Below are 14,108 nucleotides of genomic sequence, written 5' to 3'. Positions count from 1 at the left end.
TTTTCTGGACTTATCCCACCCTGTAGGGCAGCACGCCGCGCTCATCCGGCACGACTTGCAGGCGGCGTTCAAGCGGCGGAACAGAGCGTTGATGGCAATGGGTGCGTTCGCAGATACGGCAGGAAATGCCGATGGGCTCAAAGGCCTGTGCGTTGTTCAGATCCAACCCGTCGGCGTAGATCAGGGCGTCGGCATGTTTGACTTCGCAGCCCAGGGCGATTGCGAAGCGGCGCACGGGTGCCCCAAACGAGCCGCCGGATTTTGAGACATCCCGGGCAAGGCTGATATAGCGGACGCCATCGGGGGTTTCGGCCAGTTGGCGCAGGAATTGTGCGGGTGTTTCAAAGGCGCGGTGCACGTTCCACAGCGGGCAGGCCCCGCCGAAGCGGGCGAATTGTAGTCGGGTGGCGGAGTGGCGTTTGGTGATGGTGCCGGCCTGATCAACGCGGACAAAGAAGAACGGCACGCCCTTGGCGCCGGGGCGTTGCAAGGTCGAGAGGCGATGACAGACCTGCTCGATGGATGCGCCAAAGAGATTTGCGAGGACTTCCAAATCATGCCGGTGTTCTTGAGCCGCAGTCAGAAAGGTGGTGTAGGGCATCATCGCGGCCCCGGCGAAATAGTTGGCGAGGCCGATTTTGGCGATGTCACGGGCGGCGTCGGAGTGGAAACGGGCGAGGTCCAATGTCGCTTCGATCAACTGGTTTTGGGTCAGCAGGGCGACTTGTAGGAGGAGCTGGAAATCGCGGGTTTCCGGTTCTGCGCGTGAAGAAAGATACAGCGTTTTGGTCTGCGCATCATAGCGGCGCAGCGGGCCATCGTCCGAGGTTAAGACCGTAATACCCATTTTTTCAAGGCGGTCGTGAGCAATGTCACGTGGGCGTTTTGTGACGGACTGCACGAAATGTTCGGCGGCGCGGTCAACCGCATCGATGTAGTTGTCGCAATAGTGAAAGAAATCGCGCACCTCGTCCCACGGGCTGGTCTGGGTGCGGGCGTCTTCGCGGCCCAGGGCCTCGTCGAGTGACGCAAGACGCTCGTGGGTTTGACGGTAAGCACGATGCAGTTCCAGAAAGGCGCGAGCGAGAGCCGGGGCATTGGAGGCGGTGAGGCGCAGGTCGGTCAAGGGTGGTGGATCATCTGCAAAAATCGGATCGGCCAAGGCTTCGCGCATGTCGCTGACCATACGTTCGGCATCACCGCTGGACAGCTCAGTTACGTCAAAGCCAAACTCTTGCGCCAGAGCGAGCACCACGGTGGTGCTGATCGGGCGATTGTTGTTTTCCATCTGGTTGAGATAGGGCAAGGATACCCCCAGGCGGGCGGCAAAATCCTTTTGCGTCAGGCTGAGACGTTGACGGGTTTCGCGCAGTTTCGCGCCGGCGTAGAGCTTTTGAGTGGCCATGGCTTTGCCTTGAGGTTTGCAAGTTAGCTTTTGCGGAGCTTAAGTTTGCAAATTCAGGGATGCAAGAGGTCACCTGTTGGGGCGATGTTCAGATCGAGGTGTTTTTTGAGTGCGCTTTGGCCTTTGGGTGTCACATGCAATACGCGACGTTCGCGGGCGCGTTCGATCCAGCCGTTGGCAAAGGCCAGATCGGCGATGGTGGCGCCGACAACGCCGGCCACATGATGGCGGCGTTCGCTCCAATCCAGGCATTGGCGGGCAAAGAGGCGTTTGCTGTGGCGTAGGGTGGGGATATCTGCCCCAAAGGAGCCGAGTAGCGCCTCGCCTTGCGGGGTGAGCTCATAGTCGTTGTCTAGTGGTACCAGTGCGCCTTTGGCAACCAGCGCGTCGGCGATGGCCACGCCTAGATGTCCGGCGATGTGGTCATAGCACAGGCGGGCCTGCTGGATGGGGGTACGGGGGCGTTTGCCGGGACGGTCGGCCAGATTGACATGGGCGGTTTGCGCCACAAGCTGTTCCAGTGCATGGGCAATTTGCGGGCTGGCAAGGCGGTAATAGTTGTGGCGCCCGCTTTTCTCACGGGTGACAAAACCGCCCTCTAACAGTTGGCTGAGGTGCTCGCTGGCGGTGGAGGCTGACACCCCAGCGACACCGGATAGTTCGGTCATGGTCAGGGCGCGGCCGTCGAACAGCTCCGTCAACATTATTGCGCGGGCTGGGGCGCTGATCATCGCGCCGATGCGGGCCATTGGAGGTTCATCATGCATGTTTCGGAAATAACCGAAGCATGCCGTCCGCGTCAAGGTGTAGGTCTAGAGGGAGAGAAGACAATGAGGATCACGTGATGAGTGACGTAAATGCAAGCCGAAGAGAGGAAAGCGGGTATTTCGGACGCAGACAGAGCCCGCTTTTGGGCGTCTTTTTGGTGGTGACTTCTGCCGTGACCTTCAGCACCGCGGGGCTCTTTACCAAGGGCGTCACTGCCGGATCTTGGGAGGTGATTTTTTGGCGCGGGGTGTTTGCGGTGAGCTTTACCATCGGTTGGATCTGTTTGCGCCAGCGGTTCCGGAGTGAGGTTTTACTGATGGGATGGAGCGGGGCGGCCATTGCCGTCGTGGGTGCGGCAGGGACGGCGGCGTTTATCGCATCGTTCAAGCTGACAAGTATCGCCAATGTGTCGTTGATCTACGCAGTGGCACCGCTGATTTCCGCTTTGTTGGCGTGGCTCTGGATAGCTGAGCCTGCAGGGCGGCGGGTGATTTGGGGCGGGATCGGCGCCTTGATCGGTGTGGCGATCATTGTTTCGGGATCATTGGGCGGGGTGAGCCTGAAGGGCGATCTGCTAGCCTTGTTTATGGCCTGCATGATGGCGCTGATGATGGTGCTGTATCGAGTGCACCCAGAGACTCCGGGCGCAGGGCCAATGGCATTGTCTTCGGTCTTATTGCTGCCGTTTTGTATGGTGTTTGGGGCGCCGTTTGTATTGCCTATATCCGAGATCATAATCTTGGCGGCGTTTGGCCTGATCTTTGCGATTGCCTCGGTCACATTGGTCGAAGGTGTGCGGCGGATCCCGGCGGGACAGGCGGCGTTGTTGAGCACGTTGGAGGTGCCATTGGCTCCCGTTTTGGCCTTTGTGGTGTTGGCAGAAATACCGGCGGTGCAAACCATGATCGGTGCACCATTGGTTTTGGTGGCGATTGTTCTAGCTGCATGGCCGCAGCAACCCCATCAGATTTCTGGGTAGTGCGCGTCAGGCGTGGTGTTGGCCAAGCGATTGAAGCTGTTGGTGAAATGGCAGTGGGCGATTTCAGCGATGATGGCGACCAGTTGACCGTTGTCGAAGCCGTCGGCATGGGCCTGTGCCAGTTCCGCATCTTCCAGCTTGCCGCCTGTTTCGACAAGGCGGCGGGTCAGGCGTTGCAGGCGGGCGGCGCGGCTGTCACCGGAGATCAGTTCGCCCTTTGAGATGCGGATGATCATCTCCATGTCGATCTTGCGGGCGGCGGCCATATCGAGATGCGCGGGCACGCAGTAGTGGCAGCCGTTTTGCACGGCCATGTCCATGCAGATTACCTCACGGTCCTCGTGTGAGAGGCCGGATTTGTCGAGGGCTGTCCAAAAGGCGAGAAAACCCTCAAGCACCGCTGGGTTATGCGCCATTGCATCTGTGATGTTGAGGGGCTTGCCCCAAGCCGCGCGAACTTTGTCGCGCGCGGCTTTTTGTTGGAGCGTTTCGGTTTCAGCGGTGACCGGCGGAATGCGCTGCATCAGTAGCTGTAATCCGCGAAAATCCGAGTCAGGTCGCCGTTCCAGTCGCCGTGATAGCGTTCCAGCAGTTCATCAGCGGGAACTTTGCCGCTTTCGATGCTTTCTTGCAGGGCGTTGAGGAAGTGGGTTTCATCTGGCACCAGACCACCTGCACCGGGGCGGGCGCGGGCTTTGAGGCCAGCCTCGGAAATGCTCAGAACCTCGCGGGCCAGATCGTGCATCTTGATGTCACCGACTTGGGCTTGCAAAGCGCTTTCGCTGGCGGCGATACGAAGGTTTTCGCGAGTTTCAGTATCCCAGTCTTTAACCAGATCCCAAGCGGCATCCAGCGCGCCTTGATCATAGGTTAAGCCAACCCAGAAAGCGGGCAGCGCGCACAGGCGACGCCATGGGCCGCCATCGGCGCCGCGCATTTCCATGAATTTTTTGATCCGCGCCTCGGGGAAGGCGGTGGTCAGGTGGTCAGCCCAGTCGGACAGCGTTGGTGTTTCGCCGGGCAGGGCGGGCAGTTTTCCTTCGAGGAAGTCGCGGAACGACTGGCCAAGCGCGTCAATATATTTGCCATCGCGGTAAACAAAATACATTGGCACATCTAGGGCGTATTGAGTCCACGCCTCAAACCCGAACCCCTCGTCAAAGACAAAAGGCACCATGCCGGTGCGGGCATCATCCAGATCACGCCAGACGCGGGACCGCCATGATTTATGGCCGTTGGTTTTATTTTCAAGGAACGGTGAGTTGGCAAACAAAGCGGTGGCGACAGGCTGCAGGGCGATGGCAACGCGTAGCTTTTGCACCATGTCGGCCTCGGATCCGAAATCCAAATTGACCTGTACCGTGCACGTGCGTCGCATCATGGTGCGGCCCATGGTGCCGACCTTTTGCATGTAGCTGTCCATCAGTTTGTAGCGGCCTTTGGGCATGAGGGGCATTTCCTCATGCTGCCAAATGGGGGCGGCGCCAAGACCGATGAAGCCAACGCCGATTTCATCGGCGATGTCCTTGACCTCGCGCAGGTGAACATTCACCTCGTCGCAGGTTTCATGGATAGTCTCGAGCGGAGCGCCTGACAGCTCCAGCGCGCCGCCGGGTTCTAAGCTGACGTTTGCGCCGTCTTTTTCCAGACCGATCAGCTTGCCGCCTTCGCGGACCTCGGCCCAGTCGTGGCGGTCACGCAAACCCTCGAGAACGGCAACGATGGAACGCTCGCCTTCAAACGGGAGGGGTTTTAGCGTGTCCTTGCAATAGCCGAACTTCTCGTGCTCGGTGCCAATGCGCCAGTCTTCTTTGGGCTTACAGCCACTTTCTAGGTATTCTGCAAGTTGCTCGTGGCGTTCAATTGGTCCGCCGCCGGACTGGGGAATGGACATGGGCGCATCTCCTGCCTTGTCACGTTTGTTTAGGTTGCAACCACTGGCTTTAATTTAAAGCAGTGTCAATGCAGCCGGTTGGTTGGTTTTTGCCAGATCACGATAGGGTGATCTGGTTTCGAATTGAGGGTGGACAGCATTTGTTCGGTCTTGAGGTCAGGCAGAGAGGCGAAGGCATCAAACAGCAGATCCGCGCCTGAGGCGGTCAGCGGGATTTGAAGCGCGGGCTGTCCGGGTTGATTGAGCACCCAATGGGCAGGGTGACCAGTGGGGTCAAGCTGCAGGCGGGTCATTTCACGGATGGCGATGGCCCCGCCATCGAGCGGACCGAAATAGGAGATCTGCCCTTCGACCACCTGCACCACGCCGGGGCCGTCTTGCCCCTGACGGAAACGGATGCGTTGAATGCCTGCGGCAAGACCGATGAGACCAGCGATGCAGAAGGCATAGCCCAGCCATTTGACAAAGCCAAAGCTGGCCAGCGCCCACCACAGGCCAAGGCCTAGCAGGATTGTGCCTGCGAGCATCTCGCGCCATTGCCAGAGGGTCGCGCGGGCTTCGGGGCGGATCATGACCAATCTCCAATCACTTGTTGCCAGACGGTCATTGCGGCCACGGCGGCGGTGTCGGCGCGCAAGATGCGAGGGCCGAGGCTGACGGCATGGGCGAAGGTTAGGGCGTGCAGGCGCGAACGCTCCGATTCGGAAAAGCCGCCTTCGGGCCCGATGAGGATGGCCCATTTGTTACCTGCAGCAGCGCCAAGGGTTTCAGCTGCCCCAGCCAGAGATTCGTCGCAGAACATCAGTTGCCGGTCTTCGGGCCAGTCCGAAATAAGTTTGTCGAGTTTTGCGAGGGCAGTGACCTCTGGCACGAAGGTGCCGCCGCATTGCTCTGCCGCTTCAACTGCGTGGGCTTGCAGGCGGTCCTGGCGGATGCGATCGGAATTGGTGAAATCGGTCTGGATCGGGCAGATGCGGGCCGCGCCCATCTCGGCTGCCTTTTCAACGATAAAATCGGTGCGGGCTTTTTTAATGGGTGCAAAGAGCAGCCATAGATCAGGCGGGTTATGCTGTGGGCGGGTTTGTTCGATAACGCCCAACTCTCCGCCACGCTTGCCAGTTTGCGTTACGGTTCCTCGCCATTCACCGTTCTGACCGTCAAAGAGTAACAGATCATCACCCACGCCTTTGCGCATGACGCCAAAAAGATAATGCGCCTGTTCCTTTGTGATAGGAACAGATTGCCCTTGGGCCAAAGGGTGCTCTACAAACAGTCTGATCTTAGCGGTACTCATGAGGCCAACATATGACCGGGAATGACCAGATGCCAGAGGCGACAGGACAGGTTTCTGACGCTGTCAAAGATAACTGGGTGGATCGTTGGGCACCGGTGACAACGCGGCCTTATTTACGCCTATCGCGGGCGGACCGGCCAATTGGCACTTGGCTGCTGTTGTTACCCTGTTGGTGGGGGCTTTTGTTGGCCATGCTTTATGATGGGCGGGCGGGGTGGCATGACCTGTGGATCTTTGTTGGCTGTGCGATAGGATCTTTTGTGATGCGCGGTGCGGGCTGTACGTGGAATGACATTACTGACCGCCACATTGACGGCAGCGTGGCGCGCACGGCTTCGCGCCCGATTCCATCAGGGCAAGTGAGCGTGAAGGGAGCGTTGATTTGGCTGGTGGTTCAGGCGTTGCTGGGGTTGGCGGTGCTGATGACCATGAACACTGCAGCGATTGTGCTGGGTGTTTTGTCGCTGGCACCTGTCACGATTTACCCTTTTGCCAAGCGCTTTACTTGGTGGCCACAGGCATTTTTGGGAATCGCGTTTAATTGGGGTGCTTTGTTGGCCTGGACGGCGCATGCCGGTGCGTTGCATTGGCCGGCTGTGGTTTTGTACCTGTCGGGCGTGGCTTGGACGTTGTTCTATGACACGATTTATGCTCATCAAGATAGTGAAGATGATGCCTTGATCGGGGTCAAGTCTACCGCGCGGCTATTTGGCAATGACAGTCCGAAATGGTTGATGCGATTTTTGATCGCAACTGTCACCCTGCAAGGGCTGGCCGTGATCATGTCCGCACCAGATGGGCAGCCGTTGATGATGGTTGTGGCGCTGTGTGGGCCGTGGTTGATGGGCTGGCATTTGCACTGGCAATTGCGTCAGTTTGATATGCAGGACAATAGTAGCTTGGTGGCTTTATTCCGATCAAATAGGGATGCCGGATTGATCAGTGTGCTGTTTTTTGCCTTTGCCTTGATGCTGTGATTGAACTTCGTGGGCCGTAGGCCTAAACACAACGAAACAGAACAAATTCCGGTTTTTGGCATGCGCCTTTCTTCGACTATTGCGATTGCTACAGTTTTTGGTGGTGCAGCGGGACTATGTCTTTTGGGGGCGAGTTTTGCGGTTTCCGCGGTTGAAGATGGATCGCGCAAGGTGGTTTTGCAGGAGCTAACCACAAATGACATTGCCTGGGCCGAGGTGGATGCCAATGGCTTGCAGGTTTTTCTAGCCGGGACAGCACCATCAGAGGCGGCCCGCTTTAATGCCCTGTCAGCGGCTGGTAAGGCAGTTGATGCAGCGCGAGTCATTGACCAGATGCTGGTGGTGGATTCGATTGAGGCGTTGCCACCACGGTTTTCTATCGAAATTCTACGTCACGATCAGGGGGTTTCCCTGATTGGGTTGATCCCTACACAAACGGATCGGGGTGAGCTGATCGCAGATGTAGAGGCTGCCGCAGATGGTGAGCCGGTGGCTGATCTGCTAGAAGCGGCCGATTATCCGGTGCCGGAACAATGGGACGATGCCCTGCGTTTTGCGATTCGCTCTCTGGAACAGTTGCCGAGGGCAAAGATTTCGGTCGAGGCCAACCGTGTAGCTGTGACTGCCATGGCTGAAGGCCGCGCGGAAAAGGTCACGCTTGAAACATCGCTTGCACGAGATGTTCCGAGTGATGTCAGGCTCTCAACAAACATCACGGCCCCACGTCCGGTGATCACCCCGTTTACATTGCGGTTTGTGATAGATGCTGGCGCGGCGCGTTTTGATGCCTGTTCTGCCGATACGGAAAAAGCGCGTACTGCGATCATCAAGGCTGCGACACAGGCCGGTGTGAATCGCAAAGTTGACTGCACCATTGGCCTGGGCGTGCCGTCACCGAGATGGGCAAATGCGGTTGAGCTGGCGATTGCGGCCGTCAGTGATTTTAATGGTGGCAGTGTCACTTTCTCTGATGCTGATATCTCGTTGGTGGCGCATGAAGACGTCTCTCAGCAACACTTTGATGATATTGTCGGCAAGCTTGAAACCTCTTTGCCCGAAGTATTTACTCTCCATGCAAAGCTGCCTGAAAAGGCTGTGACCAGTGCCGACAATACACCGGAATTTGTCGCCACACTATCGCCAGAGGGGCTGGTTCAGATCCGCGGGCAGATCAGTAGCGAAGGCAGTCGCAAAACAGTCGATAGCCTGGCCAAGGCACGATTTGCGTCAGATGTGGTGCATACAACTGCACGACTGGCCGAAGCGTTGCCGCGAAACTGGCCGGTTCGAACCCTGACTGGCGTCGAAGCCTTGTCTTATTTGTCGAGTGGTGCCGTCACGGTTACCCCTGACAATCTGACCGTAAAAGGTAAAACGGGCCGTCCAGATGCGAGCGCAAAAGTGTCTGCTATGCTGGCGTCGAAGTTAGGCGAGGCGGGACAATATTCAATAGATATTGAATATGTAGAGGCGCTTGACCCGGTGGCCAGCCTGCCAACACCGGATGAATGCGTTGATCTGATTTCCCAGATGCAGGTCGACCGCAAGATCAATTTTGAGCCGGGATCATCTAATGTGGATGAAGATTCAAGCCCAATTCTGGATGATATCGCGGAAGTCTTACGGGAATGTGGTAAGATCAAGCTTGAGATCGGTGGTCACACCGACAGCCAGGGTCGCGAAGAAATGAACCAGCAGCTGAGCCAGACGCGGGCGCAAACCATTTTGAATGAACTGCGCCAGCGCCGTGTGCTGACCTCTAAATTTACGGCAACGGGGTATGGTGAAAGCCAACCGATAGAATCTAACGATTCTGAGGCAGGCCGCGAGGCCAATCGGAGGATTGAATTCCTCTTGATCCGGCCAGACCCGATTGTGGAAGAAGAAACCACACTTGACGCTTTGGCGGAGCCAAAAGGCGAAAAACCCGAAGAAAACGCAGAAGAAAAACTGCAAGAAGACGCCGAAGGACAGGCAGCAGATGAATAGAACTGAGTTTATCATAGTGACCGCCATTATCCTGTTTGTGGCGTTTTGTCTGGGCTGGTTTGCCAACTGGCTGGTGCACCGCTTTGTCCGGGTGCCCGGGGCGGATGTGGAAGAGGTGGAGCGCATGGCGCAGGAGCTGCATGAGGCCGAGGAAACCCGCGATCAGGCGATTACCTACCTGCAACAGCGCGAGGCGGACCTGACCAACCAACTGTCGCAGACCGAAGCCGAACTGGCCGCCACCATGGACGGGCTGCGCGATGCCCGCCGCGAGGCGGAAGAGCTGCGCAATGCGCTGTCGGGGGCGTCTTGATCGATTGTTGCCAATCCATTCTGGTGAAGAAATGGTGGGTTGGCACCCACCCTACGGCGAGTTGCAGAGTGATGCATTTTGGAGCGTGTTTGTGAAGATAAAGTGTGAATGCGGAGCTGTCATCCCAGATCAAACAGATAATCTATCTTTCAAGGGTTATGTATTTGGTGACAAAGATTGGTTTAATTTCTGGGACATAGTGGATGAAGCTATCGAAAATCCTCCCGCAGTTGAAACCAAAGAGCAGACTGCGATGAGGATTCGGAGAAGCGAAAAGACACGTATGGCTTGGGAATGTTTTCAATGTGGTCGATTGTATATGGACGATAGCCAAAGCCAGCTAGTGCAGTACGTCCCTATCAACGGAAAATATAATAAAATACTCGATAGATGATGAGATGTGGGCAAAGTTGCCGGTCCTACGAAGTCGCAAACTTCGCTATCGCATGTGTGAGGCATTCGAGGCTGTCGGTGTAAGGGATGCCTTCGGGGATGGCATTGGTGAGGAGCGAAAGCTCGGTACAGGCGATCAGGAGGTGATCGGCGCCGAGGTCCAGAAGATCCTGCGCAATCTTTGACAGCGGTGTGATCTGGCTGGCGGCGGGTTCCCCGGCCTTGATGGCGCGGATGATGGTTAGCAGCGCCTCGTCCTGCGGCAGCCAGACGGGGGTGAGGCCATGGGCGGCGAAGGGTTTATTGAACACGCCCACCATCCGCGTGGCAGGGGAGGCGAGCATGCCGATGCGTTTGGCCCCCGATTTGGCCAAATGTGCGGCGGTCAGATCCAGCATATTCAGAAATGGTACCGTGCTACCCGCGACCACGGCAGGCGCGTAGTAGTGCGCGGTGTTGCAGGGCATGGCAATCGCTTGCGCGCCCGCCTGCTGCAGATCTTGCGCCATGCGGGTTAATGTTGGGCCGGGGTCTTCGCCCTGGCCTTCGATCAGCGCCTTGATACGCGAGGGCACCTGCGGGTTTTGGTGTACGATCAGGGGGATATGGTCGGCGTCGTCATGCGCGTCGACCATACCCAGCATTTTTTGCATCAGGAGGATGGTGGCCTCGGGCCCCATCCCACCGAGGATGCCAACGGGTTTCATTCAGGCACGTCAAACAAGTGGCGATAGCCGGTCAGACCGATGGCGCCGCCGGTGTGCAGGAAGACAACCTTTTCACCCTTTTTGAAGTGACCTTTGCGAATGAGATCGATCAGGCCAGCGCCGCCTTTGGCCGAATAGACCGGATCCAGTAAAATAGCCTCGTGCTTGGCGAAGATGTCGATGGCTTCCAGCGTATCCTCGGCTGGCATGCCGTAGCCGGGGCCGACGTAATCGGTGTTGGCCACTACGTCTTCGCGGGCAACCACACCGGGGCAACCCAGTTTTTCGGCGGTTTTGACGGCGAGGTTGTAAACATTTTCCTCTTGCTTGGCTTTGGGGGCGCGCACGCCGATGCCCAGCAGGGGAATGTTGGCGTTCATTGCGCGGAGACCAGTGATCAGACCGGCTTGAGTGCCAGCGGAACCCGTGGCGTGCACGATGTGATCAACGTTCAGGCCCATGGTGACAAACTGGTTCAGCATTTCCAGTGCACAGTTGACATAGCCAAGCGCGCCCGTGGCGTTTGAGCCGCCACCGGGGATGGTGTAGACATTGCGGCCCTCAGAGCGGAATTTGTCAGCGACGGCTTCCATTTCCGCGTGCATGTCCAGATCAGGACCGCGATGCTCCATCGTGGCGCCGTGCAGGTGATCGAGCAGAACGTTACCGTTGTGCTTGTAGTTGTCATAATTGTAGCCGGTGCGATCTTCGAGCAGGATGTGGCAATCCATGCCCAGCTTGGCAGCGGCAGCGGCGGTTTGGCGGGCGTGGTTAGACTGTGTCGCGCCTTGCGTCATCACCATGTCGGCGCCTTGTGCTTGCGCCTCGGCCATCAGGAATTCGAGCTTGCGTGTCTTGTTGCCGCCGGTCGAAAGCCCGGTGCAGTCGTCACGTTTGATATAGATGTCAGGGCCGTCAAGCGCCTCGGACAGGCGGGGCATATGTTCTAGCGGGGTGGGCAGGTGTGCAAGGTGCACGCGGGGGAATTTGGCGAGGTTCATGCTGTATCTCCGAAATGTCTCATTTCGCAATTAACCACAATAATAGTGCTACAACAAATTCGAAAACCATGCTTTAAGTTGTATAAATTGCAATTTGTGCGTGATGTGATGAAACTTGAATGGATCGAAGACATCTTGGCTGTTGCTGAAACCGGGTCCTTTTCTGCGGCGGCAGAGCGGCGTTTTCTGACCGCCTCGGCCTTTACCCGCAGGATCAGGGCGATGGAGGAAGCACTGGGATGCGCTTTGTTTGATCGAAACCGAAAACCGGTGACTTTGCTGCCGCATGTGCAGGCGATGGAATTTGAGCTGCGTGAATCGGCGCGGAATTTTCGCGAGTTGCGATTGGCGTTATCGGATGATGTTGGCCTGCATGGTCGCCGTCTGACGTTGGTGTGTCAGCACGCCCTGACCACCATGGTGGCCCCGTGGTTGGTGCGGCAGCTGGGGCAGGGCCGGGAAGGGATGTTGCGGATCCGCTCAGGCTCGCGCGCGGAGTGTTATCTGATGATGATGCGGCAGGACGCTGACTTTGGACTGATTTACGAGACCGCAGAGGATGCCCGCGAATTCGATCATGAGCTGTACGACAAGATCTCATTGGGGACGGAAGAATTTATCCCAGTTGCGAACCGGCGGCATCATCCAGACATCGAGGCTGCGATTTCGTCCAAGGACTTGCCATTGATCACCTACCCGGCTGGTATTTACCTTGGGGAGGTTCTCCGTGTGCAGATCCTGCCTTATGTTTCGCGGGAGTTTTCGACATTCAGTGCGGCGGAAACAGGGCTGACGCCAGCGGTTTTGCAATTCATACGGCAGGGGGTTGGAATCGGTTGGCTGCCGCGGTCTGTTGCTTTTGAATCGATGATCCGGGGAGAATTGGACAGTTTGCAGGATATCCTGCCTTCAACCCGATTAACGGTTCAGGCCGTGCGGACGCGGTCAGGCAGCCGAGAGGTTGTCGATAAAGCCTGGGAGAGTTTGCGGCGCGATGCAGGAAGCATTCAAGTGGATGGTATCACCGCGCCGAGTATTTTTGAGTGGTCTTAGTGGTTTGCAGCCACTTTCAGGTGGTGTGACAGCTTTTCCAAACGAATGTCTGCAGCACGGGCGTGCCCCTCCATCCGCTCGGCCCGGCTGATGCTGGCGGTGACGCGAGCCAGATCGGGCAGAACACGCTCGTCCACTTCTTGCCAAGTTACGGTCTTGAGGAACTTGTGAACCGACAGGCCGCCGGTGTAACGCGCGGCGCCGGATGTCGGCAGAACGTGGTTGGGGCCTGCCGCCTTGTCACCAAAGGACACGGTGGTGTCTTCACCCAAGAACAAAGATCCGTAAGCCTGTAAGCGGTTGCGCCACCACGGCAGATCGTCAGCTTGCACATGCAGGTGCTCGGCGGCCATGTCATCAGCGTATTGCGCCATGTCTTCGGCGGTATCGCACAAGGTAACCTCGCCCAGATCGGCCCAGGCTTGCTCTGCCGCGCTTCGGTTTGGTTCTGGCAGATCGTCGATCAGGGCCGGAATGCGGGCCATGACCTGATCGGCCAGCGGTTTGTGAGTGGTGGCGAGCCAAACCGGAGAATTTGCGCCATGTTCAGCCTGGCTGACCAGATCGATTGCAACGGTTTCAGGATCGGCGGTTTTATCCGCCAGAACCAGACTGTCGGTGGGACCTGCGAACATATCGATGCCGATCGGGCCAAAGAGTTGACGCTTGGCCTCTGCCACATAGGCGTTGCCGGGGCCGACAAGGATATCAGCTGGGGGGGCACCAAACAGGCCGTGGGTCATGGCGGCGATGCCTTGGACCCCACCGATGCACAGGATGCGGGTCGCGCCAGCAAGTTGCATGGCGTAGAGCATCTCATCGGGGATACCTTGGTCGCCGTTCGGGGGGGAGCACGCAGTGATGTCTTTAACACCGGCCTCGCGTGCGGTGGCAATGGACATCAGGGCCGATGCGATATGGGTATAACGCCCACCGGGGACATAGCAGCCGGCCGCGCCCAAAGGGATCTGTTTTTGACCTGCAATGAGGCCGGGGCGCAACTCAATCTGCATGTCTTGGGCTGTGGCGCGCTGGGCGGCGGCGAAGCGGCTGATGTTATCGTGGGCCCAAGCGATGTCGTCTTTCATGTCTTGGGGCACGCGGGCAACAGCGGCTTCGATTTCAGCCTGCATGACCTTGATCTCACCTTTCCAGCCATCAAGTTGGCGCGCATACTCCAGCGCCACCTGTGCACCGCCAGCCTTGAGGCGGGATAACATGATCTGAACCGTATCCACAACGTCACCGGCGGTTTGTGGGGCTTGTCCGGGGGCAGTTTTCAGTGATGTGATGGGCATGGCGCGATCCTCCTTACCAAAGAAATGGAGCGGATTA

General features: G+C 57.6%; 15 protein-coding genes. 6 read left to right on the top strand and 9 right to left on the bottom strand.

The genetic code is table 11. The features are described 5' to 3' along the window. Positions 1-10: 10 nt before the first annotated feature. Positions 11-1,405 (bottom strand): short-chain fatty acyl-CoA regulator family protein, encoded by a 1,395-nt coding sequence (locus tag D9A02_RS15160; RefSeq protein ID WP_120501741.1) that lies wholly within the window; start codon positions 1,403-1,405, stop codon positions 11-13. Between the two features lie 53 nt (positions 1,406-1,458). Continuing rightward, complete coding sequence (locus D9A02_RS15155) at positions 1,459-2,154, bottom strand: helix-turn-helix transcriptional regulator (RefSeq protein WP_162933092.1); 696 nt, start codon at positions 2,152-2,154, stop codon at positions 1,459-1,461. A gap of 95 nt (positions 2,155-2,249) precedes the next feature. Between D9A02_RS15155 and D9A02_RS15150 the strand changes: the two genes are divergently transcribed. Further along, positions 2,250-3,152: a DMT family transporter gene (locus D9A02_RS15150; protein WP_162933091.1), complete on the top strand. Its 903-nt coding sequence runs from the start codon at positions 2,250-2,252 to the stop codon at positions 3,150-3,152. Here the strand turns inward: D9A02_RS15150 and D9A02_RS15145 are convergent. From D9A02_RS15145 to D9A02_RS15130, 4 genes are all read right to left on the bottom strand, one after another. Beyond that, positions 3,137-3,676 (bottom strand): carboxymuconolactone decarboxylase family protein, encoded by a 540-nt coding sequence (locus tag D9A02_RS15145; protein ID WP_120501738.1) that lies wholly within the window; start codon positions 3,674-3,676, stop codon positions 3,137-3,139. The genes D9A02_RS15150 and D9A02_RS15145 overlap by 16 nt on opposite strands. Further along, complete coding sequence (locus D9A02_RS15140) at positions 3,676-5,046, bottom strand: glutamate--cysteine ligase (RefSeq protein ID WP_120501737.1); 1,371 nt, start codon at positions 5,044-5,046, stop codon at positions 3,676-3,678. The genes D9A02_RS15145 and D9A02_RS15140 overlap by 1 nt, the downstream gene beginning before the upstream one ends. A gap of 65 nt (positions 5,047-5,111) precedes the next feature. Beyond that, positions 5,112-5,624, bottom strand: coding sequence for a hypothetical protein (locus tag D9A02_RS15135; protein ID WP_120501736.1), 513 nt, complete (start codon positions 5,622-5,624; stop codon positions 5,112-5,114). Further along, positions 5,615-6,340, bottom strand: a complete 726-nt coding sequence (locus D9A02_RS15130) for a 16S rRNA (uracil(1498)-N(3))-methyltransferase (protein WP_120501735.1) — start codon at positions 6,338-6,340, stop codon at positions 5,615-5,617. Before D9A02_RS15130 ends, D9A02_RS15135 begins: the two co-directional genes overlap by 10 nt. Positions 6,341-6,351: 11 nt before the next feature. Between D9A02_RS15130 and ubiA the strand changes: the two genes are divergently transcribed. Genes ubiA through D9A02_RS15110 form a run of 4 tightly spaced genes read left to right on the top strand, consistent with a single transcriptional unit; the run spans position 6,352 to position 10,013 of the window. Then, positions 6,352-7,317 (top strand): 4-hydroxybenzoate octaprenyltransferase, encoded by a 966-nt coding sequence (ubiA, locus tag D9A02_RS15125; RefSeq protein WP_120501734.1) that lies wholly within the window; start codon positions 6,352-6,354, stop codon positions 7,315-7,317. A gap of 60 nt (positions 7,318-7,377) precedes the next feature. Next, positions 7,378-9,306 (top strand): OmpA family protein, encoded by a 1,929-nt coding sequence (locus tag D9A02_RS15120; protein ID WP_120502564.1) that lies wholly within the window; start codon positions 7,378-7,380, stop codon positions 9,304-9,306. Next, positions 9,299-9,619 (top strand): hypothetical protein, encoded by a 321-nt coding sequence (locus D9A02_RS15115; RefSeq protein ID WP_120501733.1) that lies wholly within the window; start codon positions 9,299-9,301, stop codon positions 9,617-9,619. Before D9A02_RS15120 ends, D9A02_RS15115 begins: the two co-directional genes overlap by 8 nt. Positions 9,620-9,626: 7 nt before the next feature. Next, positions 9,627-10,013 (top strand): hypothetical protein, encoded by a 387-nt coding sequence (locus D9A02_RS15110; protein WP_162933090.1) that lies wholly within the window; start codon positions 9,627-9,629, stop codon positions 10,011-10,013. Positions 10,014-10,038: 25 nt separating this feature from the next. Here the strand turns inward: D9A02_RS15110 and D9A02_RS15105 are convergent, their stop codons facing one another. Together D9A02_RS15105 and D9A02_RS15100 are read right to left on the bottom strand one after the other, a co-directional pair. Next, the gene (locus tag D9A02_RS15105) at positions 10,039-10,719 is read right to left on the bottom strand and encodes an aspartate/glutamate racemase family protein (RefSeq protein ID WP_120501731.1); all 681 of its coding nucleotides are present in this window, start codon (positions 10,717-10,719) and stop codon (positions 10,039-10,041) included. Further along, positions 10,716-11,720 (bottom strand): D-cysteine desulfhydrase, encoded by a 1,005-nt coding sequence (locus tag D9A02_RS15100; protein ID WP_120501730.1) that lies wholly within the window; start codon positions 11,718-11,720, stop codon positions 10,716-10,718. Before D9A02_RS15100 ends, D9A02_RS15105 begins: the two co-directional genes overlap by 4 nt. A gap of 108 nt (positions 11,721-11,828) precedes the next feature. On the opposite strand from D9A02_RS15100, the gene D9A02_RS15095 reads away from it, so the two are divergent. Further along, positions 11,829-12,773 (top strand): LysR family transcriptional regulator, encoded by a 945-nt coding sequence (locus D9A02_RS15095; RefSeq protein ID WP_120501729.1) that lies wholly within the window; start codon positions 11,829-11,831, stop codon positions 12,771-12,773. On the opposite strand, the gene hisD is transcribed toward D9A02_RS15095, so the two are convergent. Continuing rightward, complete coding sequence (gene hisD / locus D9A02_RS15090) at positions 12,770-14,071, bottom strand: histidinol dehydrogenase (RefSeq protein WP_120501728.1); 1,302 nt, start codon at positions 14,069-14,071, stop codon at positions 12,770-12,772. The two genes, D9A02_RS15095 and hisD, sit on opposite strands and share 4 nt — an antisense overlap. Positions 14,072-14,108: the final 37 nt, after the last annotated feature.

The sequence above is a fragment of the Roseovarius sp. EL26 genome, from assembly GCF_900327775.1.
Classification (GTDB): domain Bacteria; phylum Pseudomonadota; class Alphaproteobacteria; order Rhodobacterales; family Rhodobacteraceae; genus Roseovarius.
This window is presented reverse-complemented; position numbering and strand designations above follow the sequence as displayed.